Below are 24,512 nucleotides of genomic sequence, written 5' to 3' on the forward strand. Positions count from 1 at the left end.
CCGAGTTGTGATTGGCGGGCTACTATTTTATCCGGAGTCAGCTTCTCTGAGGCGGTGAGAGTTGCGGCTGGCTGCGTTTTAGTACCCGGCTCTCGACTATGCTGGAAAGAATGAACATCAACAGATAGCCACTTCCCAGAGATAAGATAACGGCAACGACATTATCTGTAATTCTGCTGTAGATATAATAACTTCCAATTAAGGCCAGTATTCCGCTGAGCCTGATTAGCAGACTCTGGGTGAAGAGGCCATGGGCCTTGATAAAGGCTAACTGATAGGCGTTAAGCATCATAAACACGAAGAACATAGAGAAGTGCATCAGTACCGGTGCGGCCTTGGTGTATTGTGCCGGAAAAACCCAGTTTACTATTTCATGACTATAGAACAGCATAAGCGTAAAGAAGCAGGCACTGATAGAGATGGCTAACTTATATACCCACAGCTTTATCTGTTTGATCTGCTCATGGTCTTCCTGGCGCACGCAGACCGCGAGCTCGGGAAAGACGAATCGATACATAGGGAAAACAAAAAGCAGGGTCAGATAAGCTATTATGGGCCTGACGACAACCTGAAAGTCGCCCAGTTCATCTATGCTGAAGTGGCCGATGGTCATCAGTACGGTCATGTAGATCATCAAGATGCTTGCTCCGGCCTCAAGGGAAGCGGTAAAGCTTTTCTTTACAAAGCTACGCAGGTTTGAGTCCAGATTTACCGACGCCAGAGGTGTGGTCGCTACCTGTTTACGCCGATTGATAAACATAAAGCCGGCCATGGCGACGGAGGAGAGCATCAAGCTGTAAAAAAGAGAAGCGATAGCACTTTGGCGTAGCAGATAGTAACAGCACAGAAAGATAACGACCTGACTCAAGGGCTCCATCCAGGTGACTCTATTGGAGATGGAGTAGATGCGATACATGGCAATTTGATTGGTAAAGTAGACCTTTAATCCCATCCCTAAGATGATGCCGACCAAGTGAAAGTACTCCACATCGATATGGAGTCTATGCTTGATGTAGGGCAATACTCCACCCCAGGTAAACAGAACCATAGCGATTAGACTGTAACGAAAGATATTGGTGATATCCCTATCGTTTTGAGTTTGTGAGTAGCTTACCACCATAGAGGAACGAAACCCTGTCATCAGGATCAGGGACAGGGAGACGATATCCACGACCGTGTGATACAGAGCCAGATCCGCTTTGTCGACCCATTGCGCCAACCAGATTTTAAATCCAAACCCAATCGTGATGCTCGCGAGTGTTGCCCAGATCCCGGCAATAAAAGCACGTTTAACCCGTTCGATTGAAGTGACTTGCATGGTGTACCTTGATGAATAAGCAGCAAAAAGAAAAAGGGGAGCAGTAAGAGTTTTTAATCCTAACGCGCAATGAATATGGTCAACAGCACTTGGGTGCAAAGATGTGACGGGCATACCCTCCTTGAAATCTTTATTTTCAGCAGGGAACTTTTATTGTCTGTGGATCCATCATATCGTGTCATTATCGGCATTTCATTGTAACCTAAGCCTATTAATCAGTTGTGATCGAATTAAGGTTTCAGCTTGCATATTCAATCGACCTGTAGCTCTGATGCATCTGAGCTTATCAAGATAGCGACCTTCAACCTGTTCAACTTTATTGAGCCGCCCGGTGCATACTATGAATTTGAGAATATCTATACTCAGGAGCAGTGGCGGAAGAAACTGGAGTGGATAACGAATTACATAGAGACACACCAGCCCGATGTCATCGGTTTTCAGGAAGTATTTAGCCCGGATGCCCTGGCAAAATTAACCAAGTGCTGCGGACTGGAGTACTTTGCCGTGTTGGATACCCCAGATGTGGTCGATGATTTTATCTATAGTAAGCCTGTTGTTGCCATAGCGTCCCGCTACCCCATCGCTGAGGCACACAGCGTTACAGTGGATGGAGAGCGGGCGACCCAGATGGGGTTATCCGGTGACTTTGCTTTTAGCCGAAAACCACTGCGTGTGACAATATCCCTGCCCAAGCTGGGAGCCTGCGACTGTTATGTTGTTCACTTTAAATCAAAACGGCCACTGTTCGATGCACAGGAGCAAAGCAGTCACAGTGCCGGCAGCGAGAGTGTCGGTCGGTTACTCTCCCTCGAAGCCCTGGGTCAGTGGGGGGCAAGTATACAAAGAGGCAGCGAGGCCGCTCTGTTGCGATACGCCATGGTTGAGCGTCGCCTTCAAACCGGGTACCCCATGGTATTAATGGGAGATTTCAATGATATCTTGAGTGATGGCGTGCTAAGTGCCTTGACCTCTGTCGATACCCGCATAAAGCCCGATCCTTCGCTGGGAGAGGTTGAGCATCAACTGCAGGACCATAGGCTGAAAGATGCTTACGAGATATATCAGGATGGTCAATATAGCCTCTCCTGCCAACAGAGGCCTGCAACACATTATTATTACGCTAGAGGCACCGTGCTGGATTATATCCTGCTCTCGAGTGAGTTCGATGTGAAGAACAGCCGTAGCCTTGCTGAGGTGGGAAGGTATGAGACCTATGACAGGCATCTTATCAATCCCAGATTTGAACTTGACGGTCACAGCACAGACCATGCTCCCGTGATGATAACCATCTCGATTAGGCACTAATTTACCGGGGTTTTCGATATTATGCTTGATGCCATCTGTATGTTCGATGAAAGTGAACCTGTTACCTATTCTGTGTTCAGGTTTCAAAAGCTGAGCGATGCAGAGATTGAGCTGTATCGGCAATCGCTTATCTGCCCTGAGTGCCACGGCAAAGCCTATTACCGCAAGGCGTCGGCGGACGGTAAGGCTGCCTGTTTCGGCTCCCGCTATCATCAGGATAACTGCCGAGAGTTTAAGCCCTCACAGGCTAAGACCCGGGAGGAGCAAGATGCTATCGAAATTAACAGGGTGGTGGTCGACAGTGACGCCATGATCATCGACTTCGCCAAACCTCCCTCAGTTCATTCATCTAAGATGAGTGCCAAACCCGTCTCTAAGAAGCGGCCTAACGAGAATCAGAGTGATACCAAGAGCGGGATAAGGGAGAGTGAACAGGCATACGACACAGATGATGAAAGTGTCAAAGAGGGCAAAAATAAGAGCGGAAACACGAGTCAGCCTCAACTACCTGATGACAAACGTGTTGCAACTCAGGGGCTGGAGAAGCTGCTTCACAGCTTACTGAGAGGGAGTGGGCTGGCCGAATCTGATCTCTGGGTCTATACCGATGAAAAGTATCGCTGGCGCGCCAGGAATCTCTTCGTAAACTTTGCCGATGCCGAGCCGACTGAAAATGGGGCACCGCGCATGTATTGGGGGACTGTATCTCATATCGATAAGACGATGCAGTGGCTTAACCCCTCAGATAGCCGGGATATCGGCATACCTATCGAGGGGTTCAGGGACAGTTTGTTTAAGCGGTTCAATATCGAGGAACGCCGTGATATAGAAGGGGCTGGTATTATCATCTTTGGAAAATGTTTCTTGAATAAAGATAAAACCAGAAAGATCATTCAGCTGTGGGGAAAGGATATTAGCCGTATATTTATCTCCAGGCTCGATGACTAAACTAAGTGCTGTACGCCGTTGCAGTTGTTCAGGTGCCTATCTGTCTCTGCTTCGCCCCCCGCAAGTGGTTGGCAAAATGAGAACAGATTCGCTAAACAGAGAGGCAAAATGGGAAAGCAACCACGGCCTTATCTCTCTCATAATCCAGTCATCTAAGTTATTCCTGAGTATCTATGTATCGCCTTACCCCTCTATATTTAATCTCACCCCCAATAAAAACAGTTAGTTATCCAGCTTGTTTTCAAACATTCCCCGCCTTCGCGGATTATAATTAAGGTGTTGTGGGTGAGTATTACTCGCTTGGCATAGTAAATGCTTATATCTGAATACGGTCTGAATACGGTCTGAATACGGTTAGCACGCTCAAGCTTCACCTGAAGTGCTAATAAATAACCTGAGGAAAAGATTATGTCTTATACAGCACCAAAGCATCTCAACTTTACGGTTAACCAACACCTCTATCAAACCTCTAACCACTATCGCTGCAGAGTCGACTACGTCATCAAGCTGCTGGGCAGTCAAGAGATGGCCGCGAATCATCAATGTCTCAACCATAAGGCGGATATCATTAACGAGGAGAAAGACTTTGTCCTCGGTTACAACTAAATCTTAATGATGATTAACCGAGAGGCGAGGATTAGAGGGGCGAGGGAGTCGGCAGGGTTCAATTGATAAATTCGTTCCTCCCGCTTCTCCCGCTTTCTACGATGATACACTCATTAAAAATTGCATACTCTAAACAGAGAGGAGTGCATTAATTAATAGAGGTGTGCAGAGAGACTGAACACTACTTATCATGCCGAGCATGGCCCCTCCAATATCGGCTTAAAGCAGAGCAACAAGCTGCTTATTTTCACTCAATCATTACGGGTGTTTGCCATTTGAGTTATCTGTAGTGGTTAACACTTACTCTTGACCTGTTCCCCTAAGCTAACCTGTTGGACTGTAAAGTTAAAATTGGTCATTTTCAGGAAACTGCTCTGGATGTTTTCTGCCCGATAAGATACCTTAGTCGGCAATATTTTAAGCGTCGACTGAGCTGGCTCCACCTTTATCGGGTCGAGTCGCTTCGAAGTCCATTTTGCTTCAATACGGAGACCCTATGCCCTCTCGTTTAGTTAAGCTTGCCGCTATCTGCTTTACCCTTCTGGCCATAGGTTGCGGTATCGGGATCAGCGCATACCTTAATTCAGAGCAGGGTGAAAACCATAAGCAACTTCTTCCTCTGGTCATAGGTTCCTGGGTCAGGATCCCTGGATTTTGTGAAGGTAAGACCGTCTATCTGGAGCAGATGGATATAATGAATAAGCAGTCGTTAAAGATAAAAGGCGAGACTCTGGAGATCGTTAATTTTCAGTTATCCAACACCTCTCCGGTTCAGTTAGTGTGTGATCCCATAGGTGAGGTTGAACTGTTTGCCCAGACCTCATTTATCGCCGATAAATTTTCTCGCTTCTATGTGGGAAAAGCCGCTGGTTTCACTGTGATGAAAGAGGTGAGTCCCGCCGGAGAGTTGTGGTTCAAGTTAGATAGTCGTTTGCAAAAGAAGTTACAGGCGATGAATAAGGTTAATAATCGAGCCCGAATATAGCGCTTACCTCTTCGTATCTACACGCCTGCAGCTCTATTGCGGCGCTTTCCTTTTTGCAGGCTTAAGCCGCTTAATTTCAACCTGTCATACAATTAAAGAGATAAACCCCGGCCCATAAATCGGCTCACCGATAGTGATGTCATAGGTCAAGTCCCCCCCCCCCCCTCTCATTGCATAGCCTGATAGTGGCCAGAAACTCGTTTGTGAACTAGATTTAATGGTGCAGGGCGCGATCCTTATATTGGGTATCGATCTCTGCCGTTATGGAAGAATCTGGTAATATCAAAAGGATAGGAGTGGGCCTTGATATTCGGTAACCGAGTCGGCGATAGGGATAAACGCTTTTCTGGTTTTAATCGACTGGTTCGGGCTCGCTTTTTTGCACTATTCATTCCCCTCACCTTACTCAATATCGCCGCTTTAATGTTGGCAAATTCTCTGTTTATCAATGTCGAACAAGCCAAGCAACAGGCGATGGTTCAGGCTGCCATAGAGGTTGGCACCAACTTAGCTCAACACGATCTGGCAACCGTCATGTCTCACCTGGAGTTTTTAACCGCCAGTGAGCACGTAGAAAGCTTCTTGGACGGTGGAATCGATGACAGTAAAGCGCATATCGAAAGAGAGTTTCTGAATCTGGCGAATACCAGCCAACTCTATGATCAAATTCGACTCATCGCCCCCTCCGGAATGGAGTTAGTTCGGGTCGATTTCTTCGATGACCAAGCGGTCGCAGTGGTCCCCGAACTGCTACAGGACAAGTCGAAGCGTTACTACTTCCAGGAAGCGGCCTCAATTGCCTCCGATAAAATCTATATCTCGGCTCTCGACCTCAATGTGGAAAATGGCGTTATCGAGCAACCACTGAAACCTATGATCAGGTTTGCCAAGCCCCTGCGGGATAAGAGTGGGGAGTTCAGAGGGGTGATAGTGTTGAACTACTTCGCCAGTTTATTGCTCGATAAATTCAGGAATCAGATGATGTTTGCTCCGGGTGAGGGAGCACTATTGAATAAGGAGGGTTATTGGCTTTCAAATCAGGATGCCTCTAAGGAGTGGGGGTTTATGCTCGACCATAAGCAGAATTTCGGTTCCGAAAGCCCGGAGCTTTGGCAGGCCATCAAGCGGGCCGAGAAGGGCAGTGTAGAGAGCTCAGATGGACTGGTTACCTTCGCCACCGTACACCCCATTAAAGATATTCATAAGAAGGTGGCCAACAGGGATCACTTTATCGACGAGTGGCGCATCATCATAGTGAATACCTATTGGGGGATCGGCCCTGCTTTAGTGTTATCTAAGATGGAGTTTTTGTATCCGGCCTTGATCATCTATCCCATTGGCTTGATTCTCATCTGGTTTTGGGCCCGGGCATCAGTCGGAAGAAAGTGTGCCGAGCAGCATTTGAAAAATTTCAACAACACATTGAAGCAAAAAGTTGCCGAGCGAACACGGGAGCTCGCCGTCATCAAAGATGTGACGATTCTCAGCATGGCGACACTGGCAGAAACACGGGATAACGAAACCGGACAGCATCTGAGGCGGACGCAGACCTATGTGAAGCTTTTGGCACAAGAGCTACAAAAACACCCTGATTTTCATGACTTTATGTCTGACAAGAACATTGAGCTCCTGTACAAGTCGGCACCACTTCATGATATCGGCAAGGTGGGCATACCCGATGAGATCTTACTCAAGCCTACTAAACTGACTGATTTTGAGTTTGAGATAATGAAACGACATACGACCTATGGCAGTAACGCGATAAGCTCATCTATCAATACCTTAACCAATGAGCTGGCGGAAAATGATGGTCCTACGTTCTTACAGTTTGCTCAGGACATTGCTCATTACCATCATGAGAAGTGGGACGGTAGTGGCTATCCCAATGGTTTATCGGGTGACGATATCCCAGTTGCCGCCAGGATCATGGCGATTGCCGATGTATTCGATGCGTTGTCATGCAAGAGGGTTTATAAAGAGGCCTTCGGTCGCGATAAGACTGAAGACATCATGTTTGAGGGAAGCGGTAATCATTTTGATCCCAGAATGATCGACGCCTTCAGCAGGATCAGAGAGTCATTTTGGGAGGTCAAAGCCTTGTATGAAGATGAGCCTCCGGAGATCACTAATGGCTGTATCGAACACTTTCCGGCCGAATACTCTCAGCTTATCAATATGGGGCAGGGGATCTGAGCTGGTTGGAGAATTCAGTTGCTATTTTTACGGGCAGAGGAGTAAGCGGGTACTGACTTCCTGAACTACAATTTGAACTGAACTCTGGTTTCAGTATGGACATGAGAATGATAAAGAAGTTGTCGCTGATTTTGCCTTTTGTCGGAATCGCCATATATCTCGCTATGACGGTGCCGACTGAAACCTCAATGGAGGAGTTTGCAGCGCCGGTTAAGATAGCCATGTCCACCACGCCATTAAGCTCCCCCCTAATTATCGCTCAAGAGTTAGCACTGTTTGACAAGCACAAGGTTCATGTTGAGTTATTGCCTGTTCGAGGCGGACACAGGAGCTTTGGCATGATGAGCGATGATGAGGTTGAGCTGGCGACCAGTTCTGAATCTGTGGTGATGTTTAATAGCTTTTCACGCAATGATTTCACCGTGTTGGCCAGTTTTGTAGAGTCAGATAATGATCTCAAACTCCTCACCTTAAAAAGTTCTGCCATAACAGATGCAAAATTACTGGAGGGGAAAAATGTAGGGATGATAGAGTCCAGCGCCAGCGAGTTTTTTATCTATGCCTATATGATCCTCACCGGAAATAAAGAGGTTAAATTTAACCGAATATATATGGAGGCGTCAGAATTAGGTCCCGCGTTACTGTCGGGAGAGGTCGATGCGATATCGATCTGGGAGCCCTTGGGCTATCAGCTTCATAAAGAGTATGGCGACCAAATCAGCCAGTTTCAGACTAAGGGCATATATAACCTCTCCTTTAATCTGATAGCAAAAAAAGCCACTTTGGAAGCTAGCCTGGATTCCTATGTGAAAATTTTAGCCGCCATCGATGAGGCGCAAAGCTATATTGCTCAAAACCCGGAGCGTTCCAAGAGCATAGTCAGCAATTTTCTGAACATTCCAGTGAGAGAACTTGAGTGGGGCTGGAGTGATTACCTGTTTAGACTCTCCCTGAGCAATGTGCTGTTGTCCAATCTACAGACACAGGCGAGATGGGCGATAGCAACGGGCTCAGTTACCGCTACACAAGGGGTGCCGGACTTTAGGCTGTTAATCGATGGCCGGGCACTGGAGCGGGCCGGAAATACCGATACACATCTATAATACGCCTCCCTTTGTTGTTTATCTGAGCGAAGAAGTCGGATATGCCAATGGGAGTGACTTAGTGAATTAATTTGGCAGGAAGATGAAAGTAACGTTGCGTCTTAAAATATTACTGATCGTGAGCCTGATGCTGACGAGTGTCATCCTGCTCTCTTTTGTTACGCTTAAAGAGATCCAGGTAGAGACTAACTCACAGCTCTATCTGGTCAGCGATATCGAGTATAAAATTGATATGCTGAGCAGCAAGTTATGGTTGCTGCAGGAGTATCATGATCAAGACGCGCTCGAGCAGACCCGCATCGCCCATGAAGAACTTAAGCGCTTGCTGCAGCAGGCGCTTTTCAGCCAGAGAAATAAGAATGTCATCGCTGCCAACCTGAAGAGAATGAACGACAACATAGGAGTGTTGCTGAACCTGTCGCAGCAGGATCTCGAGTCTCAGGTGAGTCACGGTATCACCTCGCCCTCCGGTATGCTTTCAGCGCGTTATAACATGACATTGCAGTCGATGAATGAAGACCTGTGGAAGTTAGAAAAATTAGCGATACAGGATTCTGAGTTATCCCAACGAAAGATCCTTGCTTCGGTAATATTGCTGATGGTCGTCGGTTCGGCGGTGGTCTTGACTCTGACCTTGCTCACGCTAAAAACTTTTAATACTAACCTCAACGCATTAACCATAGGGATAAAAGATCTGGCTAAAGGTAATCTTAACAGTCGTATTGAGGTTAAGGATACCGATGAGTTGTCGGTGCTTGCGGAGCAGTTTAATTTGATGAAACGCTCACTGGAGGAGACGACGGTCAAGAAAGATCAGCTACAACTGGAGGTGGAGCGTCAGACCAAGGAGCTACAGCATCAGCGTGAGGAGTTTGAGCACCTGGCCAATCATGACAGCTTGACCAAGCTATACAGCCGAAGCGCATTTGAGGAGCAGATGAACACGGCTCTGGCCCGCTGTAGCCGTACGAAACAGAGCGCCGCGCTGCTCTTTATCGATCTCGATCGGTTTAAAGCCATCAACGATTGCCATGGTCATGCGGCGGGTGATCTGGTCTTGGTGGAGGTTGCTGAAAAGCTGTTACAGACGGTACGTTCATCGGATATCATCGCCAGAATCGGGGGAGACGAATTTATCATCTGGTTAGAGCCTATAGAAAATGCCACGCAGGTAATGACAGTGATCCGCAAGTTGACCGAGCAGTTCGCGCTACCCATTCAATATGAAGATATCAGCCTGCTGGTTAATGCCAGCATAGGCGTGAGCTTCTTTCCCATCGATGCCACAGAGCTAAGTAGTTTGTTGAAAGTTGCCGATGAAAATATGTATAAAGCGAAGGAAGTTGATGGCACCACTTTCCAGTTCACCGATAAGGCGACCCGGGGACTCACGAATATCAAGATGGCGTAGAGAGGTTCTGGATGCTAGCTCCTAGATTCCAGGCTCTAGGAACTAGCCTCTACGTCTGACTTTTTTAATAAACTCTTCAGTTTCTCACCGAACTGGTACAGGGCTAATCCTGCGAGTACGAACAATGCGCCGATGATTAAGGTATCGGTGATCACCTCACCATTTAGCGTTGCGCCTAACCCCATGGCAAAAACCGGCGTGATCAGGGTAACCAGGGCTACAGTACTGGCCTTTAAGTTCTGTAGCACGTAGAAGTAAGCGATAAAGCCAATCAGAGAACCGAAGATACCCAGGTAGATAATGGCCCAGATAGACTTCACCTGCCAGGTGTCTATAGGCAGGGTTCCGTCAAACAGTAACCAGGCCAGTGTGAACAGTGGGGTTGAAAACAGCAGTGCACCGACAGTGCTCGCAATAGGATGAATATTTATCTGCACCGTCTTAATCAAGACACCACTGAGGCTGAATAGAAAAACGGCAGCCAAAACCAATACCAGACCTACCCAGCTATCGGAGTTTAACGACAGTTTAGAGGAACAGACGATACCCAGGCCAATAAACGCCAAAGCCAGTGAGACTAGCTTAGTCGGCCCAAATTTAGGTTCATTCAGCAGCTTTTGGGCTAACATCCCTGAGATTAGGGGGGATAGCCCGAAGATTAAGGACATAGTGCCGGAGGCTAAATATTGTGCGGCAAAATAGCTGAGTAACATACCGCCGACGATACCTATGGAGGAGAAGCCATATAGCTTTTTCGCGGCCTTAGTCCAGGGAAAGCGGATCTGAAATATGCGCAGAAGCAGGCCACCTAATATCAGGGCTAATACCATGCGCAGCAAAACGGCCATGGTAGGGTGAACCGAGGCACTGCTCCAGACGATGCCAAGGGGGGTCGTTGACCAGATAAGGACCACAGATAAGAAAGCGAACGGGACCATTTTGGGCAGTGAAGCCGGGCTGTGCATTGCTGTTAACTCCTCATCTGCTTGCCTTTAGCCGAGGCAAGCCGGAAACGGTTTAGGTTTGACTCAAAGTTAGGTTTTGCCCAAGAATGCATCGAGCCATCATGAGTGTGAAACTCTGTCACGGTGACAATCTTGTGTTTAGTCGAACGTCACTCAGAGAGAGCGGGTAATACTGCTGTTCGGGACGATGGCTGTCAAGTCGGCTCAGTTAAAGAGGGAGATAATGGGAGCTAATGTGCCCGTGCCAGAAAGTCAAAAGGGGCAAAGCCCTTCAGCTTATGCCCCTTTTGTTGCTTGCGGTTATATGAACCTTTGCCTTTCTTCGGTCTTTCGGTTCGCATCTTAAATAGTTCACTTGTGACCAATGCTTTTAAGGCATTGTCTTTAATTGTGCCTCTTTTGCTATCGTGTTCGATATGCTTTGAGGATTTTCGATGTTTCGTCATCGATTGCTCCTGTGTTTCATCAGGGGATCCCTTGACTTGTTAAAAGCGCCCCCACTCAGGGAAGGCGCGGCGCTACTATAGAACAGGGTTGTATATTTAGTAAACAGTTTTTTTTGCAGGTAGCCCCTTTTAATCGACCATCGGCTCGAACAACACAGTGGCTCAGGCTATCTTGTAAGCTACTCTTCATTTCTGCTTTCGATTAACGGATAACCCAGCTCCCGCCAGAGATTCAGGCCGTGATCGAGCGCAACGGCACGTAGGAAGCCCATCTCTCTCAGGGTAGAGGTGGCTAATACTGAGATGATGCCGTACTCACAATATACTGCGATACGCCGTGTCGGATCGGGCAGTAACTCATTGACTCTCAGCTCCAACTGGCCCCTGGGGATATGGATAGCACCGGCAATATGCCCCTTGTCGAAGGCTTCCCGTTCGCGCACATCGATAATGACAAACTTAGGCGCTATCGATTGACTGTAACGCAGCACCTGCTCCAGTGAGACAAATGAGATCTTTCTTCTGGCATCGCTGATAAACTGTTCGACGGTTTTCCCGCCGCTTAAATTGGCGCGTAGCGATTCGGTCAATTGACTCGGCATCTTAAGATCCAATGCCCGCATCTGAGCCACAAACTCGACTCTGTCTTTCTTCTGCAGCCTTGGGTTGTTGGAGATCTCCTCTCCTATGCTGCTATGGGTCCGTTCCGAATAGGCGTGGGCGGGATAGACCTTCAGATCGGCCGGGAGCTTGAGCAAGCTATTGAAGAGGCTGTCGTATAACTGCTCGGGATCACCGGTGGGGAGATCGGTTCGCCCCGTTCCCCCCAACAGCAGAGTATCTCCGGTAAACACCCTATCTTTCATCGCAATGCAGATAGAGTCCGCGGTGTGTCCAGGAGTGTGCAGCACGGTAAGCCTGAGTTTACCGACTATGATGATCTCACCGTCATCGACGTACATGTCGACGAAGGGGGCCGGACTATTACAGTGCATGATGACAGGGGCGTTTAACTGAGCCGATAGTTGCTTACTGGCGGAGAAGTGATCCGCGTGGGTGTGGGTGTCCAGCAGATAGTGGATCGTCAATCCGTCGTGACTGGCTAACCCCAGGTAGTGCTCCATCTGGCTTATCTCAGGATCTATGATGATAGCCGAGTTAGTTTCACTACAGCCCAGCAGGTAAGACTGGCAACCACGATCTGTGCGGATCCGGTGAAATATCATCGACATACTCTTTTCTCCTGTAGATATTGTTGGTCCGGGTATAAATGTTACAGCCCATAATCATTGTTGAGTGTAAATATAGTCGAAACCGCGGGACTAAAAGGAAAATATTACGATAAGTCAGGTTGTTGAAGGTAAGGTCGCGGGCTACGGGCTACGAGGTTTGACATTCTTGATGTAGGAGCGGCTTTAGCCGCGAAGCTTTCTTACAATTCACCATTCGCTACGAGAGCAGGTCTACCTGATTGGCTCCAGAACAGTCTAAGTGACCAAGATCACATTTTTATCTCCTTCCGGCGTCGATTGGGGTAAAGTAGAGGGATGAGTATCGAAGATACATTACCTCGAGAACACGGATACAGATCATGAGCAGCATAGCAATAGACCTGGGTTTAACATTCGACAACAGTTACTTTGAGGAGCTGGAGGGGTTTTATGTTGCCTGTTCGGGGGATAGGGCCCCAAGCCCGGAACTGGTGAAGGTAAATAGATCTCTGGCTGAGAACATCGGCCTGACCAATACCGACCCCAGCGCGTTAGCCGCCGTTTTTTCGGGCAGTGAAACCCCTGTCGGCGCGCTGCCACTGGCACAGGTCTATGCCGGCCACCAGTTCGGTGGCTTTACGCCCCAACTGGGGGATGGCCGTGCACTGCTGCTTGGAGAGGTGCTGGATAGTGATGGCAAGCGACAGGATCTACAGCTGAAAGGCTCGGGGCCGACCAGGTTTTCACGCCGGGGGGATGGCAAGGCGGTACTGGGCGCCGTATTGCGCGAGTATATAGTCAGTGAGGCGATGCACGCCCTGAATATTCCAACCACCAGGGCTTTGGCCGTGGTCACTACCGGTGAGCCGATATTGCGTACTCAGTATCTGCCCGGTGCCGTGCTCACCCGGGTAGCCTCGAGTCACCTTAGGGTCGGTACTTTTCAATTTTTCTCCGCACGTGGTGAGCTGGATAAGGTCAGGCAACTCGCCGACTATGCAATAGCACGCCACTACCCTGAGCTGAAAGCGAGCCGGCAACCCTATCTGGATTTTCTCTGTGCGGTTCGTGACAGGCAGGCTGAGTTAGTCGCCAAATGGCTGTTGGTCGGCTTCGTACATGGTGTGATGAATACCGACAATATGACCATCAGCGGGGAGACCATAGACTACGGCCCCTGTGCCTTCGTGGATAACTACGACACCAATGCCGTATTCAGCTCTATCGATGAGCAGGGACGTTACTCCTATAATAATCAACCGGTCATAGCTCAGTGGAATCTGGCCAGATTTGCCGAAACCCTGTTGCCGCTGATAGATGACGAACGTGAACAGGCGATAACTAAGGCTAGTGAAGCGGTGACCGGATTCTGGGACAGCTTTCATCGATTTTGGCTCTCCGGCATGCGAGTTAAGTTAGGCTTATCGACGGAGGAGGAAGACGATCTGGCGCTATGTGAGCAGCTACTGGAATCGATGTCAGATCAGGAGGTGGACTTTACCCTGCTGTTTCGGCAATTAGCCGATGACTTAGCGAGTGGCAACAGCGGTAGCCAAACCCTGTTTAACGATGCAGAACACTTTCTCAGGTGGCGGGAGTCCTGGTTAGCGCGACTTGCCCGGGAGAGCCTGTCAACGGCTGAGCGGGTAGAGATGATGAACGGGGCTAATCCGCTCTACATTCCCAGAAACCACCTGGTCGAACATGCCATCGAGGCGGCCGAGCAAGACAGTGATTACCAGCCGTTTGAGCAGTTAGTTGCCGTGCTATCGACCCCTTATACCCCGCAGCTTGACGCCGACGATTACGCCAGGCCTGCGCCCGAGAGCTTTGGCCGTTACACGACTTATTGCGGTACTTAGGTTATGCTGAACGGGGACTCTTAGACTCTAATAGGGAAGTGAAATGTCTGCAATCCGTATCTATTGCCTGTCGATTTTGCTCGTGCTCACTAACTTTTTGATATCAGCCTCTCTTTATGCGGCTGAGCAGCCTGATGTGGATACGACAGAGAATGCTCCTGTAATAGTCCGGTACAACGTCGCCTCAGGGGATATTGACTCAAAACAGAGCTACTATATCGATGTGCTCAAACTGGCGTTAGAGAAGAGCAGGAAAGAGTTTGGCCCTTTTCTGCTCGAACCTGTTTTTGTTGAAACGCTTCAGGGGAGAAGGATAAAGCTCGTTGCCGATGAGCAGTTAATCGATGTGATGTGGACCATGACGTCCAAGCCGCGGGAGCAGGAGTTAAGGGCCATCTATGTACCTTTGATGAAGGGGTTGATGGGTTACCGGATCTCGCTGATCCGCAGTGGCGAGCAGACGCGCTTTGGGCAGATCGATAACCTGGCAGAGCTAAAGACACTTACCTTGGGGCAGGGGCAGGATTGGCCCGACAGCGATATTCTCGAATCTCAAGGTTTTACAGTGATGAGAGGGAAAAGTAGCACCCTGATCGATATGCTCTCAAAGGGTCGGTTCGATGCCTTTCCACGGGCATTGCATGAACCCTGGAGTGAGGTCGAAGGTCGTAGTGATGTTGAGGTTGAGTCGTCGCTGCTGATTAAGTACACAGCGCCCATCTATTTTTTCGTTAATAAGGAGAATGAGCAGCTTGCCCGTCGTATCGAATCCGGACTCGAACGTGCCGTCGAAGACGGCAGTTTCGATAAGCTCTTCTACAGCCATCCGACCACGGCAGAGATGTTAAAAAGGGCCAAGCTTAAAAGCCGTAAAATTTTTGAGATAGATAATCCTAACCTCTCCCCTATGAGTCGGAAGTTACTGAATAATAAATCATTGTGGCTGTATGAGACTTTGCCGGGAAGTCGGTAATCTGAGCACAAGAGATTGATGCCTCTTGTGCTGTATGATGGTTAGCGTGGGATTTCGCCGAAGCGTCCCTGTTGGTAGTCTTCAATGGCTTGCTCTATCTCGGCCCGGGAGTTCATCACAAAGGGCCCCATATGAACGATCTTCTCTTTGATAGGTTGTCCGGTAAACAGTAACAGCCCGGCTCCATCGGGGCCGGCCTCAAGCTTGAGCTGCTCCCGGTTATCCAGAATCAAGTATTGACCCGCAGCATAAGCTTCATCAAGGGAGTCATGGTTGCCGATAAGCGTTCCCTCGTAGAGGTAGAGGCCGACAAATTCATGGCTGCCCGGTTCCAACTCGGCCATTGAATCAGTGGGTAGCATCAGATCCGCAATCGCGGCCTTACCAGCCAGCTCCTGTATCGGGGCGCCAATACTTTCCTGTCCTGCGAATGCCCAGTTACCGGCTAGAGCCCGCAAAACAGCGCCTTTGTCATTCGTTGACTCAGGGTTGGTGGTGTCACTACTGTCTTCATACCTGGCCGGACGCATCTTATCTTTTGCGGGCATATTGAGCCAGATCTGAAAGCCATGCAGCCCCTCATCGGCATCGGCCAGGGGCATTTCGGAATGGATCACCCCACTTCCGGTACTCATCCATTGCACATCTTTGGCTCGAATCGCTTTGACATGACCTAACTGATCTCTGTGTTCAAAGCCACCCTTTTTTATATAGGTGAAGGTTTCGATACCTCGGTGTGGATGGGGTGGAAAGCCGCCGATGAAATCTTGTCTGTCATCGGACTTTATCTCATCCAGCATCAGGAAAGGGTCGAACCTGGTATTCATAAAGTCCGCTACCCGACGAATATTTACCCCATCGCCATCCATTGCCGGTCTGGCGGAAAATTGATTTATGACTCTCATGAAATACTCCTCAATTGTGCTCTGGCTAACCATCAAAAAGGTTAACGACGAGCCGATGAGTCACAGCTTAACAATTAAAGTATCGAACAAATATCGCGTAAATGTATGCAAATTATTCGATTTAATAGAATTGAACCGAAGGCAGTACACGGAGAAAGCATGAGTGAATTTTCAGGTGATAAATTGACGATGAAACATTCTGTTAACGCTTGTTTTTATTGTGAATAATATTGTTTTTAAGTGACGTTTCTCCATCTGTTTATGTTAGTATCCCTGCTTCTGAAAATTGGCGCGGTCTTATTGAGACAGCAAAATTGAAATAGCTAAATCGAAATAGCTAAGTCTCTGCCGTCAAAGTGTGTTCGTCAGAGCCTTGGCTGTGCAACAATGAGGAGTATTGCACGATATGGATATCACCCCGAAGCAGGACGCGAGTGCGCCTGTTAAACGTTTTCCCCGACTCGATAACGGTGAATTGGTCAAGACCAGCTTCTGGATCAGTCAGATCTTCATGATTATAGCTACCGTGGCAGGTGTTTACCTGGCCGCTCAGGAGGGGCTCTCTCAGGCTATTACCTTCGATAACCTGACCAATCAGCAGAACAACTACTACCTGCGCCATGCGCTCTATGATGAGCTCAATGATAATGTCACCATCATCAATGACTACGCTGAGTTTATTTCGGGTAAATCGACCCATGAGATTAAGAATCACCACCCTGTGCTCGCAAGCTTCGTGTGGGAAAATATGCGTTATTCCCCAAATACCCTGGAAACACCCTCACAGATATTGTCAGACACGCGCCGCTTCTATATGAAGGCGACAGAAATCGTCTCCAAGATCGAAGCCAGAACCTACGGCTCTCAATATGGTGGCGGCTTACTCAAAGCCCTCACTCAGGAGGTCAGCGACAAGACCCTGCCTGCGTTGAAGAGGAATTACACCGCCCTGGCCCTGGAGCTGAAGCGTAACGAGATCAACGTAGATTAAGCCCGAGAGAAATACTGAGAGAAAACAACTATGACAATATCCTGTCCGGACTGCCCCCAGAGCGTGATGAAGGTGTATGACTTTCATGGAGAAGAGGTAGATTGCTGCCAATCCTGTGGCGGCATGTGGTTTGAAAACGGCGAGCTGAATGCCGCGTTATCCAAGGCCGATAATGGTGATGATAAGGTGAGGGTAGAGGAGACTCTGGGACAACGCCTTGGTCAATCGACTCGTCGCTGTAACCACTGCAACTGCTCTATGGAGCGCTATCATCTGATGGATGGTTACCAGATCGAGGTCGACGTATGCCACCGCTGCAGTGGCGTGTGGATCGATGAACATGAGAGGCAAAAAGTGGTGCAGTCTCCCATGGTGAAGCAGCTGCTCGCCGAGCTCGACGCTAAGATCAGCGTCAAGACCTGGCTGTTTCAGTTTCTGTCGCAGATGCCGGTGGAGTTCAGCCTTAAGCCGAAATCCCGACCGGTGATCACTTACCTGCTGCTGGCGCTCAATATCCTGATCTTCATGGGCTACGGCTTTAATCTCGAAGCCACAGACAGGGTGTTTGCAAACTTTGCCATGCAGTCCCGTGAACTACTCGCCGGGCATCATCCCTGGTCACTGCTCAGTCACATGTTCCTCCATGGCGACATCATGCACTTAGCGGGCAATATGTATTTCCTCTACGTGGTTGGGGATAACCTTGAAGATGCGTTGGGCAGGATGAAGTTTCTCGGCTTATACCTGCTCTGTGGCTTTGCGGCTGCGGCAGCGCAGATTATCGCCGAACCCGGCTCGGGGGTCTATATGGTGGGGGCCAGCGGTGCGATTGCCGGGTTGTTCGGCATGTATCTGATGTGGTTCCGCCATGCCAGCCTGACGTTTATGTTCATTATCTACCAGCGAAAGCTCAGTCCCATGGCGTTTTTTGCCATCTGGCTGGCCTTTAACATATTAGGCCTGGTCATGGCTGGTGAGGGCGTGGCCTACTGGGCGCATATCGGCGGTTTCGTTGCGGGCCTTGTGATTGGCGCGGCGCTGAAAGCTAAGGTGATGCACTGCAACCCTTTGCTGGCGATGATGAATGAGCCAGAGGTGAAGGTAAGCCGATAGGCAGAGCTGTGCGTTAGGGCTTACATTACTGTGTGCATTAAGGGAGAGTCCAGACTATGTCTGGACTCTTTTTTGTTTAGGGCTTCCGCATCTCATATAGAAGACAAAATCACTGTAGTAACTCATAGCAACACTATCCGATAAAATGTATCTGTGAACTGACTTACTTACTACTCCTGTTATCTTAATTACCCTTCGATGCTAATAAATCACAACCTCGATTCAGGGGTTGGCAGGTACTAAAGAGTTATGAAAACTATGCAACGAAGACGCCCCCCTCAACAACAAAGCACGCCCCAAGAGCTGGCCAGTCAACTCAGGTTAGATGAGATAAAGCTGTTTAATCTGGTCGCCAAACTGGGCAGTTTCAGTGCCGCAGCCAAGCAATCCGGCATTAGCCAGCCTACTGCCAGTCGTCGTATTCGTCGACTGGAGGATAGTCTGGGCCTGAGGCTGTTCGAGCGCACGACCCACACTGTGACTCTGACTGAACTTGGGACACAATTTTTGCAGCACAGTCTGCAACTGATGGCCAATTTCGACAGTACCCTGAGTTTCGTGCAGCAGACCAGAGAGGAGCCTGAGGGCCTGTTAACTGTGGGTCTACCACTCTGGTTACTGCAAACAATCGACAGCGTTTTTTTTGCGGACTTTTTGCAAAAGTACCCGAAAATCCGGCTCAACTTTTATAATGTTTCCCCGGTGCGGCTGCAAGCCGAGAGCTTTGAGTGTGACGAAATGGATCTGATGCTGCATTTCTTTCTTCCCGCGGATCGCAAGATGACAGCCCGGCCGCTGCAAGCGTACCAGCTTGATTTTTTTGCCAATCCAAATTACCTGGCAAGGGCCCCGACACTGGAGCACCCACGTCAATTCAGCTATCACGACTGCCTGTATGTCAGAAACCCGTTTTTACAGGACAAGGGCTGGATCTGGACTGAAAACGGCCAATCCAATTCGGTCATCATCAATGCGCTGAGTACATTCGAGACATTCACTCCGGCGTTAGACTGGGCTCTGCAGGGGATTGGGGTGATCTGGTGTCCAACACCTCTCATCGATAAAGCCGATCCTGAGCGGAAGATGGTAAGGCTGTTTGATGGTGCCTATGCGACAAGCATAACCCTTAACGCCATCTATCCGTCCCGACGACTCCTCTCCCCCAAAGTCAAAGTCTTTATGGAGGAGCTGACCCGCTTCCTGCGCAACGGTCATGCAGTAAGTGCATAAACGGTTTCGACTGGCGCTACTAAAACCATATAAAAATCATGGGTATACTCCGGCGACATAAACATGTTGTTAATTAAGGTAACCCTATGACTACAGAGAAGGATAACAATTCCACCGATGCACCGGCGGATCCGTCCCGTCGTAAGATGTTCAGGCTCAGTGCGGTGGCGGCCGGTATTGCGGCTGTGGGCGGCGCAGGCTCTTTTATCAGCCATCGAGTCGAGGGGGTTCCCTTCGAGGGGGGCTTCCCTATGCCAATTGATGATAAGGTGCTCAAGCCTTTTAGTCAGCGCAACTGGATCTTTTCTCAAGGTGGTTCAGAGAGGAACCGGGCCGAATTTCCTAACCGGGATAAGGCATTTTCTGATTTGATCGGCGAAGAGGGGTGGTCGTTTCAAGATGGTATGTTTGCCGCGTCAGACTATACCCGCAGCCCTGAGCAGTGGGACAATGCACGCCCCGGTTACCAGCAGATAGACTGGGCACTCTTCTGTGCGGCCTCACACCCGCTGGAATACCTGGGCAAGATGGCCAAATTCGGCATGCCGGATGCTCCTGGGATCTGTGGCTGGCCCCAAAAGAACCTTGCGCCGGTGAAGTGGCAGTTTACCTCCAAGAAAGAGGCGGCTACCAAAATCAAGCGCGCCGCTAAGCTATTCGGCGCCACCCGGGTTGGGATCACTTATAACGATCCCCGCTGGAACTACGAGCCAATGTACAACATCTTCGAGTCTAAGGAGGTTTCCTGGGACGAGTATCCCTTTAAGCCCAAGACTGTAATCGTCATGCTGCACGAGATGGACTACGATGCGATTAGGACCTCCCCGTCTCCCGCCTCTGTGGGAGCCGTCAACAAGGGGTATACCGACATGGCGGTGAAGGCGGGCTCATTGGCCGACTTTATTAGGCGTCTGGGCTATAAGGCGGTAGCTTCGCACAATGACTCTATCAACAAAGTGGCTTACGGCATCATGGCGGGGCTTGGTGAAGGTGCACGAAACGGCGCCCTGGTGGCACCTGGGTTGGGGCCACGAGTCCGTATTTCGGCGGTGATCACCGATTTTGATTTTGTCGAATATGACAAGCCACGAAACTTCGGCATCATGGAGTTCTGCGAGCATTGTAAGTTGTGTGCCGACCGTTGTCCTTCCAAAGCCATCACATTCGATGATAAGCCAGGTTTCAGGCCCACTTACGAGGGGGCCGACAATCCGGATCTGGCCTGGGCCGGACAGATCGGGGTTAAGAAGTTCTACAACGATGCCAAGAAGTGCTTCAAGTTCTGGGCCGATAATACCGTCGCCTGCACAAACTGCATCAAGGCATGTCCGTGGAATAAGCCGGATTTCTGGCATCATCGCCTGATCGATGCATCCAACACCTTCACCAAAGGCCCGGTTCACACCTTTATGAAGGATATGGACACCCTGTTTGGTTATGGCGATATGGATGTGGCTAAGGCGACCAAACTGTTTTGGAATAAGGAGGATTAGTCATGATGGGATTGCAATGGTACCTGATGGGAGCACTGACCATTTTTGCCTGGAACGGTTACTTATGGCTGGGGCGTCACTATCGACTCGACTGGAAAGCAAGCCTTGGCTTGTTCATTTCAGCCTGCACTCTTTTAGTCTGCTTCGGTTGGTCATGGGCATCATTCGCCGAGGGCGAGGCCAGATCCGGTGCCATGGGGCTGCTGATATTCGGACTCGGTGGCCTGCTGATATTCAGTGGCACCTGGCGTGCCTTTATCAAGCCGAAGAATTGCTCGCTTAACTAGCTTGAAATGCCGGAGGTGTGGTGTATTCGATGATGTCACACCTCCAGAGCATAACGACCGCTGCGATTGAGATGACTTACAGTCAACTGAGCAATAGCGGGCTAGAAAAAAGAGAAAATCACTACAGTAAGTCATAGCAATGTTACCCGATAAAATGCAAGTGTGAACTGGCTTACAGACGACCCCTGTTATCTTAATTACCCTTCGCTGATGAACAAACAACCAACGACTTTCATGAAAAAGAACTTAGGCCCCCATCTAGAGAAACTGTGGCTCTTGTTTGCATGGAGCACCTTGATCTTAGCCTTCATCATAGGCCATATAGCGGCTAAACCCGACTATCTGACGATGGCTAAGGCTCACTATACCAATTTCAATTTGGTTCCCTCCAAAGACTATACCAGCCTGCCTGTGGTATTTGTGCCGGGTGAGAACAGCCAAAATACAAGCGAGGGCGAGGCCGTAGTCATCGCGGCCGGTACCGGTTATGGCGGCCCGTTTGTACTGGGGGTGAGAGCCCAGAAAGGTGAGAACACAGCCCGAATCAAAGAGGTGGTGGTACTGTCACATAAAGAGACACCCGCCTACCTGCAGAAGCTGATTAATAACAACTTTTTCAGGCAGTTTATCAATAAATCTGTTACCGATAACTTTCTGATAGACGATGATGTCGATGGCATCTCCGGCGCGACCGTCTCTTCCAAAGGCTTCACCAAGGCGATTGCCGGAGCCCTGCACAAGGGGGCCGAAAACCATCTGGGTTACGAGAAAAGCTGGAAGGAGGTCGAGTGGTCGCCGGGGCTCAATGAGGCACTGATGGTCGGCCTGTTTTTGATGGTGCTGGTGGTCGTTTACGCGCCGAGGCATATTGCCAAGCCGTTCAAAATTATTCTGCCCTTTGCCAGCCTGGCTTTCGTCGGCTTCTATGTGAATGCCTCCATTAGCCTGGGAACATTGGCCGGAATTGTCATGGGCTATGTGCCGGAGTTCAGGCAGTATCCCATCTGGTGGATCATCGTCGGTGGTGTGTTGGCCGGTATCATCTTTCTGGGGCGCAACCTCTATTGTGGCTACCTCTGTCCATTCAGCGTCATCCAGGATCTGCTGCAAAAGATCAGCGGCATCAAGCTGGCTCTGCGACCGGGCATGGCCAGAAACGCCAGACGTGTCATCTATGGTCTGAGCTGGTTCGCGCTTATCCTCATCTTCCTGTCACGCCATCCGGCTCTGGGATCCTATGAACCCTTCGGCATGATGTTCTCGCTGCAGGGGATGGGTATTCAATGGTATATCTTACCTTTCAGTCTGCTGGGGTCATTCTTCGTGCCTCAGTTCTGGTGCCGCCTGTTCTGTCCGGTAGGTCTGTATCTGTCCGAGGCGGTGCGTTTACAGCATGCCACGGTTCGCACCGCAGGCAACATCTTAGTGAAGAATGTCAGCAGTGATCCGCAAAGCAGCTTCGAGAGCTACTCTAAGGCGACCGATACCCTGACCATACTGTTTGCATCGCAAACCGGTAACTCCAAGCATCTGGCTTATCAGTTAAAGGCGAATTGCGATGCCAATGGTTTGCCGGTGCGGATTCAATCCATGGCCGACTACGACATCGATAACCTGCAGCGTGAAAGCCACCTGATCATAGTGACCAGTACCTATGGTGAGGGGGAGCCCCCGGAGAGCGCCGAAGGTTTCTATCACAGCCTCTTCAGTGACGATGCGCCTCAGCTGCCGAACCTCTCCTATTCGATACTGGCGCTGGGCGACACCGGCTACCGTTTCTTCTGTCAGACTGGCATCGACTTCGACGAGCGACTGGCCGAGCTTGGTGCACAGCGTCTGCATGAGCGGGCGGAGTGTGATGTCGACTACGAGGCCATGGCAGATGCATGGATCACGTCGGTCATTAAGTTACTGCAAAATCGACTGGAGTCCAGCTGCGCCAATGCCGTGATGCCTACCGAATCGACCGGGGCGGAGCAGGCATACTACAACAAGGCTCGTCCGTACCCGGCCCGCCTGCTGGCTAATGAAGCACTGGCAGCCGACGGCTGTGAAAAAGATTTCCGTCATATCGCGCTGTCACTGGAAGGCTCGGGGATCCGCTATCAACCGGGGGATCTACTGAGTGTATGGTTTAAGAATGATGAGGCTGAGGTCGAGGCCCTGCTTTCCAGTCTATCTATCCCGGCAGATACCGAGGTCGAAGTAGACGGCGCCCCGGTGACCATAGAGCAGGCCCTGATTGAGAGCTATGAGCTGACCCAGTGCCATCCGGGCTTTATAGAAAAGTATGCCGCCCTGAGCCAACAAGCCGAGTTGGCTGAGTTGGCGGCTGATTTTGACAAGATGCGCGACTATGCGCGCCGCCATCAGATCTTCGAAATGGTGCGTCAGTATCCGGCAAGGCTAACGGCGGAGCAGTTACTGTCATCCCTGCGCAGGCTGACGCCAAGAAAATACTCTATCTCCTCCAGTCAGTCCGAGGTGGGGGAAGAGGTTCATCTGACCATAGCCGTGGTCGAATACCAGCGTGAACATGGCACCGAGAGTCACCGATATGTGGGGGGAGCCAGCGGCTACCTTGGTCGGCGACTGGCAGTGGAAGCAGAGGTGAAGGTCTTCGTCGAGGAGAATGAACACTTCCGTCTGCCCGAGCATGACGACGCCTCTGTGATCATGATCGGTCCGGGAACCGGTGTCGCGCCTTTCAGGGGGTTCATGCAGCAGCGCTCGGCGCAAAAACACAGGGGCAAGAGCTGGCTCTTCTTCGGTAACCGAAACGAAGCGCTGGATTACCTCTACCGGGATGAATGGCAGCAGTACCTGGAACGCGGTTCATTGAGTCGCATGGATCTTGCCTTCTCTCGGGACCAGCAACAGAAGATCTATGTTCAACATAGGATCGAGCAGCAGGGTGCAGAGTTTTATGCATGGCTCGAGCAGGGTGGCTATATCTACATCTGCGGCGATGTCTCGCACATGGCGGCCGATGTTGAGAGCGCCATCATGCAGGTGATCGAGACCCATGGAGAGCGCTCAGCGGAGGAGGCGATGGAGTATTTCGAGCGCCTTAAACGTGAAAAGCGCCTGTTGAAAGACGTCTACTAGCGCTCGTCTCTTTACAGACGTGCAAGCAGTGCAATTACAGTTAACTTATGAGGCACCGA

Annotated in this window: 20 protein-coding genes; 15 read left to right on the forward strand and 5 right to left on the reverse strand. The window is 49.9% G+C overall.

Annotated elements, in window-relative coordinates:
* Positions 1-37: 37 nt before the first annotated feature.
* Complete coding sequence (locus Q1B47_RS10500) at positions 38-1,318, reverse strand: hypothetical protein (RefSeq protein WP_299792879.1); 1,281 nt, start codon at positions 1,316-1,318, stop codon at positions 38-40.
* 243 nt (positions 1,319-1,561) lie between these two features.
* Between Q1B47_RS10500 and Q1B47_RS10505 the strand changes: the two genes are divergently transcribed.
* The 7 genes from Q1B47_RS10505 (at position 1,562) to Q1B47_RS10535 (ending at position 9,869) form a co-directional block, all read left to right on the forward strand.
* On the forward strand, positions 1,562-2,623 hold the full coding sequence (locus Q1B47_RS10505; protein WP_299792881.1) for an endonuclease/exonuclease/phosphatase family protein: 1,062 nt from the start codon (positions 1,562-1,564) through the stop codon (positions 2,621-2,623).
* A gap of 21 nt (positions 2,624-2,644) precedes the next feature.
* On the forward strand, positions 2,645-3,571 hold the full coding sequence (locus Q1B47_RS10510) for a hypothetical protein (protein ID WP_299792884.1): 927 nt from the start codon (positions 2,645-2,647) through the stop codon (positions 3,569-3,571).
* Between the two features lie 408 nt (positions 3,572-3,979).
* Positions 3,980-4,177 carry a hypothetical protein gene (locus Q1B47_RS10515; RefSeq protein ID WP_299792887.1) on the forward strand — a complete coding sequence of 66 codons (198 nt, stop codon included), beginning with the start codon at positions 3,980-3,982 and terminating at the stop codon, positions 4,175-4,177.
* 496 nt (positions 4,178-4,673) lie between these two features.
* Positions 4,674-5,162, forward strand: a complete 489-nt coding sequence (locus tag Q1B47_RS10520; protein ID WP_299792889.1) for a hypothetical protein — start codon at positions 4,674-4,676, stop codon at positions 5,160-5,162.
* A 303-nt stretch (positions 5,163-5,465) separates the two neighbouring features.
* Positions 5,466-7,355 carry an HD domain-containing phosphohydrolase gene (locus Q1B47_RS10525; protein ID WP_299792891.1) on the forward strand — a complete coding sequence of 630 codons (1,890 nt, stop codon included), beginning with the start codon at positions 5,466-5,468 and terminating at the stop codon, positions 7,353-7,355.
* A gap of 107 nt (positions 7,356-7,462) precedes the next feature.
* A complete protein-coding gene (locus Q1B47_RS10530; protein WP_299792893.1) occupies positions 7,463-8,458 on the forward strand; it encodes an ABC transporter substrate-binding protein in 996 nt (331 codons plus the stop codon).
* Positions 8,459-8,540: 82 nt separating this feature from the next.
* The gene (locus Q1B47_RS10535; protein WP_299792895.1) at positions 8,541-9,869 is read left to right on the forward strand and encodes a diguanylate cyclase; all 1,329 of its coding nucleotides are present in this window, start codon (positions 8,541-8,543) and stop codon (positions 9,867-9,869) included.
* A gap of 35 nt (positions 9,870-9,904) precedes the next feature.
* On the opposite strand, the gene Q1B47_RS10540 is transcribed toward Q1B47_RS10535, so the two are convergent.
* The 3 genes from Q1B47_RS10540 to Q1B47_RS10550 form a co-directional block, all read right to left on the reverse strand.
* On the reverse strand, positions 9,905-10,834 hold the full coding sequence (locus Q1B47_RS10540; protein ID WP_299792897.1) for a DMT family transporter: 930 nt from the start codon (positions 10,832-10,834) through the stop codon (positions 9,905-9,907).
* 230 nt (positions 10,835-11,064) lie between these two features.
* The gene (locus Q1B47_RS10545; RefSeq protein WP_299792899.1) at positions 11,065-11,280 is read right to left on the reverse strand and encodes a ribosome alternative rescue factor ArfA; all 216 of its coding nucleotides are present in this window, start codon (positions 11,278-11,280) and stop codon (positions 11,065-11,067) included.
* A 179-nt stretch (positions 11,281-11,459) separates the two neighbouring features.
* Positions 11,460-12,512, reverse strand: coding sequence for an MBL fold metallo-hydrolase (locus tag Q1B47_RS10550; RefSeq protein WP_299792901.1), 1,053 nt, complete (start codon positions 12,510-12,512; stop codon positions 11,460-11,462).
* A 359-nt stretch (positions 12,513-12,871) separates the two neighbouring features.
* Here Q1B47_RS10550 and Q1B47_RS10555 point away from each other — a divergent pair, with 359 nt between their 5' ends.
* The gene (locus tag Q1B47_RS10555; RefSeq protein WP_299792903.1) at positions 12,872-14,353 is read left to right on the forward strand and encodes a protein adenylyltransferase SelO; all 1,482 of its coding nucleotides are present in this window, start codon (positions 12,872-12,874) and stop codon (positions 14,351-14,353) included.
* Between the two features lie 43 nt (positions 14,354-14,396).
* Positions 14,397-15,326, forward strand: a complete 930-nt coding sequence (locus Q1B47_RS10560) for a hypothetical protein (protein ID WP_299792905.1) — start codon at positions 14,397-14,399, stop codon at positions 15,324-15,326.
* 41 nt (positions 15,327-15,367) lie between these two features.
* Here the strand turns inward: Q1B47_RS10560 and Q1B47_RS10565 are convergent, their stop codons facing one another.
* Positions 15,368-16,231, reverse strand: coding sequence for a pirin family protein (locus Q1B47_RS10565; RefSeq protein WP_299792907.1), 864 nt, complete (start codon positions 16,229-16,231; stop codon positions 15,368-15,370).
* Positions 16,232-16,637: 406 nt separating this feature from the next.
* Here Q1B47_RS10565 and Q1B47_RS10570 point away from each other — a divergent pair, with 406 nt between their 5' ends.
* The 6 genes from Q1B47_RS10570 (at position 16,638) to Q1B47_RS10595 (ending at position 24,453) form a co-directional block, all read left to right on the forward strand.
* Entirely contained in the window at positions 16,638-17,222 is a 585-nt protein-coding gene (locus Q1B47_RS10570) for a hypothetical protein (protein ID WP_299792909.1), read from the forward strand.
* A 30-nt stretch (positions 17,223-17,252) separates the two neighbouring features.
* Positions 17,253-18,335: a rhomboid family intramembrane serine protease gene (locus Q1B47_RS10575; protein ID WP_299792911.1), complete on the forward strand. Its 1,083-nt coding sequence runs from the start codon at positions 17,253-17,255 to the stop codon at positions 18,333-18,335.
* Between the two features lie 249 nt (positions 18,336-18,584).
* A complete protein-coding gene (locus Q1B47_RS10580; RefSeq protein WP_299792913.1) occupies positions 18,585-19,565 on the forward strand; it encodes a LysR family transcriptional regulator in 981 nt (326 codons plus the stop codon).
* Between the two features lie 86 nt (positions 19,566-19,651).
* A complete protein-coding gene (locus Q1B47_RS10585; RefSeq protein ID WP_299792915.1) occupies positions 19,652-21,058 on the forward strand; it encodes a reductive dehalogenase in 1,407 nt (468 codons plus the stop codon).
* 2 nt (positions 21,059-21,060) lie between these two features.
* Positions 21,061-21,345 carry a tetrachloroethene dehalogenase gene (locus tag Q1B47_RS10590; RefSeq protein ID WP_299792917.1) on the forward strand — a complete coding sequence of 95 codons (285 nt, stop codon included), beginning with the start codon at positions 21,061-21,063 and terminating at the stop codon, positions 21,343-21,345.
* Positions 21,346-21,579: 234 nt separating this feature from the next.
* A complete protein-coding gene (locus Q1B47_RS10595) occupies positions 21,580-24,453 on the forward strand; it encodes an assimilatory sulfite reductase (NADPH) flavoprotein subunit (RefSeq protein ID WP_299792921.1) in 2,874 nt (957 codons plus the stop codon).
* The last annotated feature ends 59 nt before the right edge of the window (positions 24,454-24,512 follow it).

It is taken from the genome of uncultured Shewanella sp. (assembly GCF_947501225.1).
Lineage (GTDB): Bacteria > Pseudomonadota > Gammaproteobacteria > Enterobacterales > Shewanellaceae > Shewanella.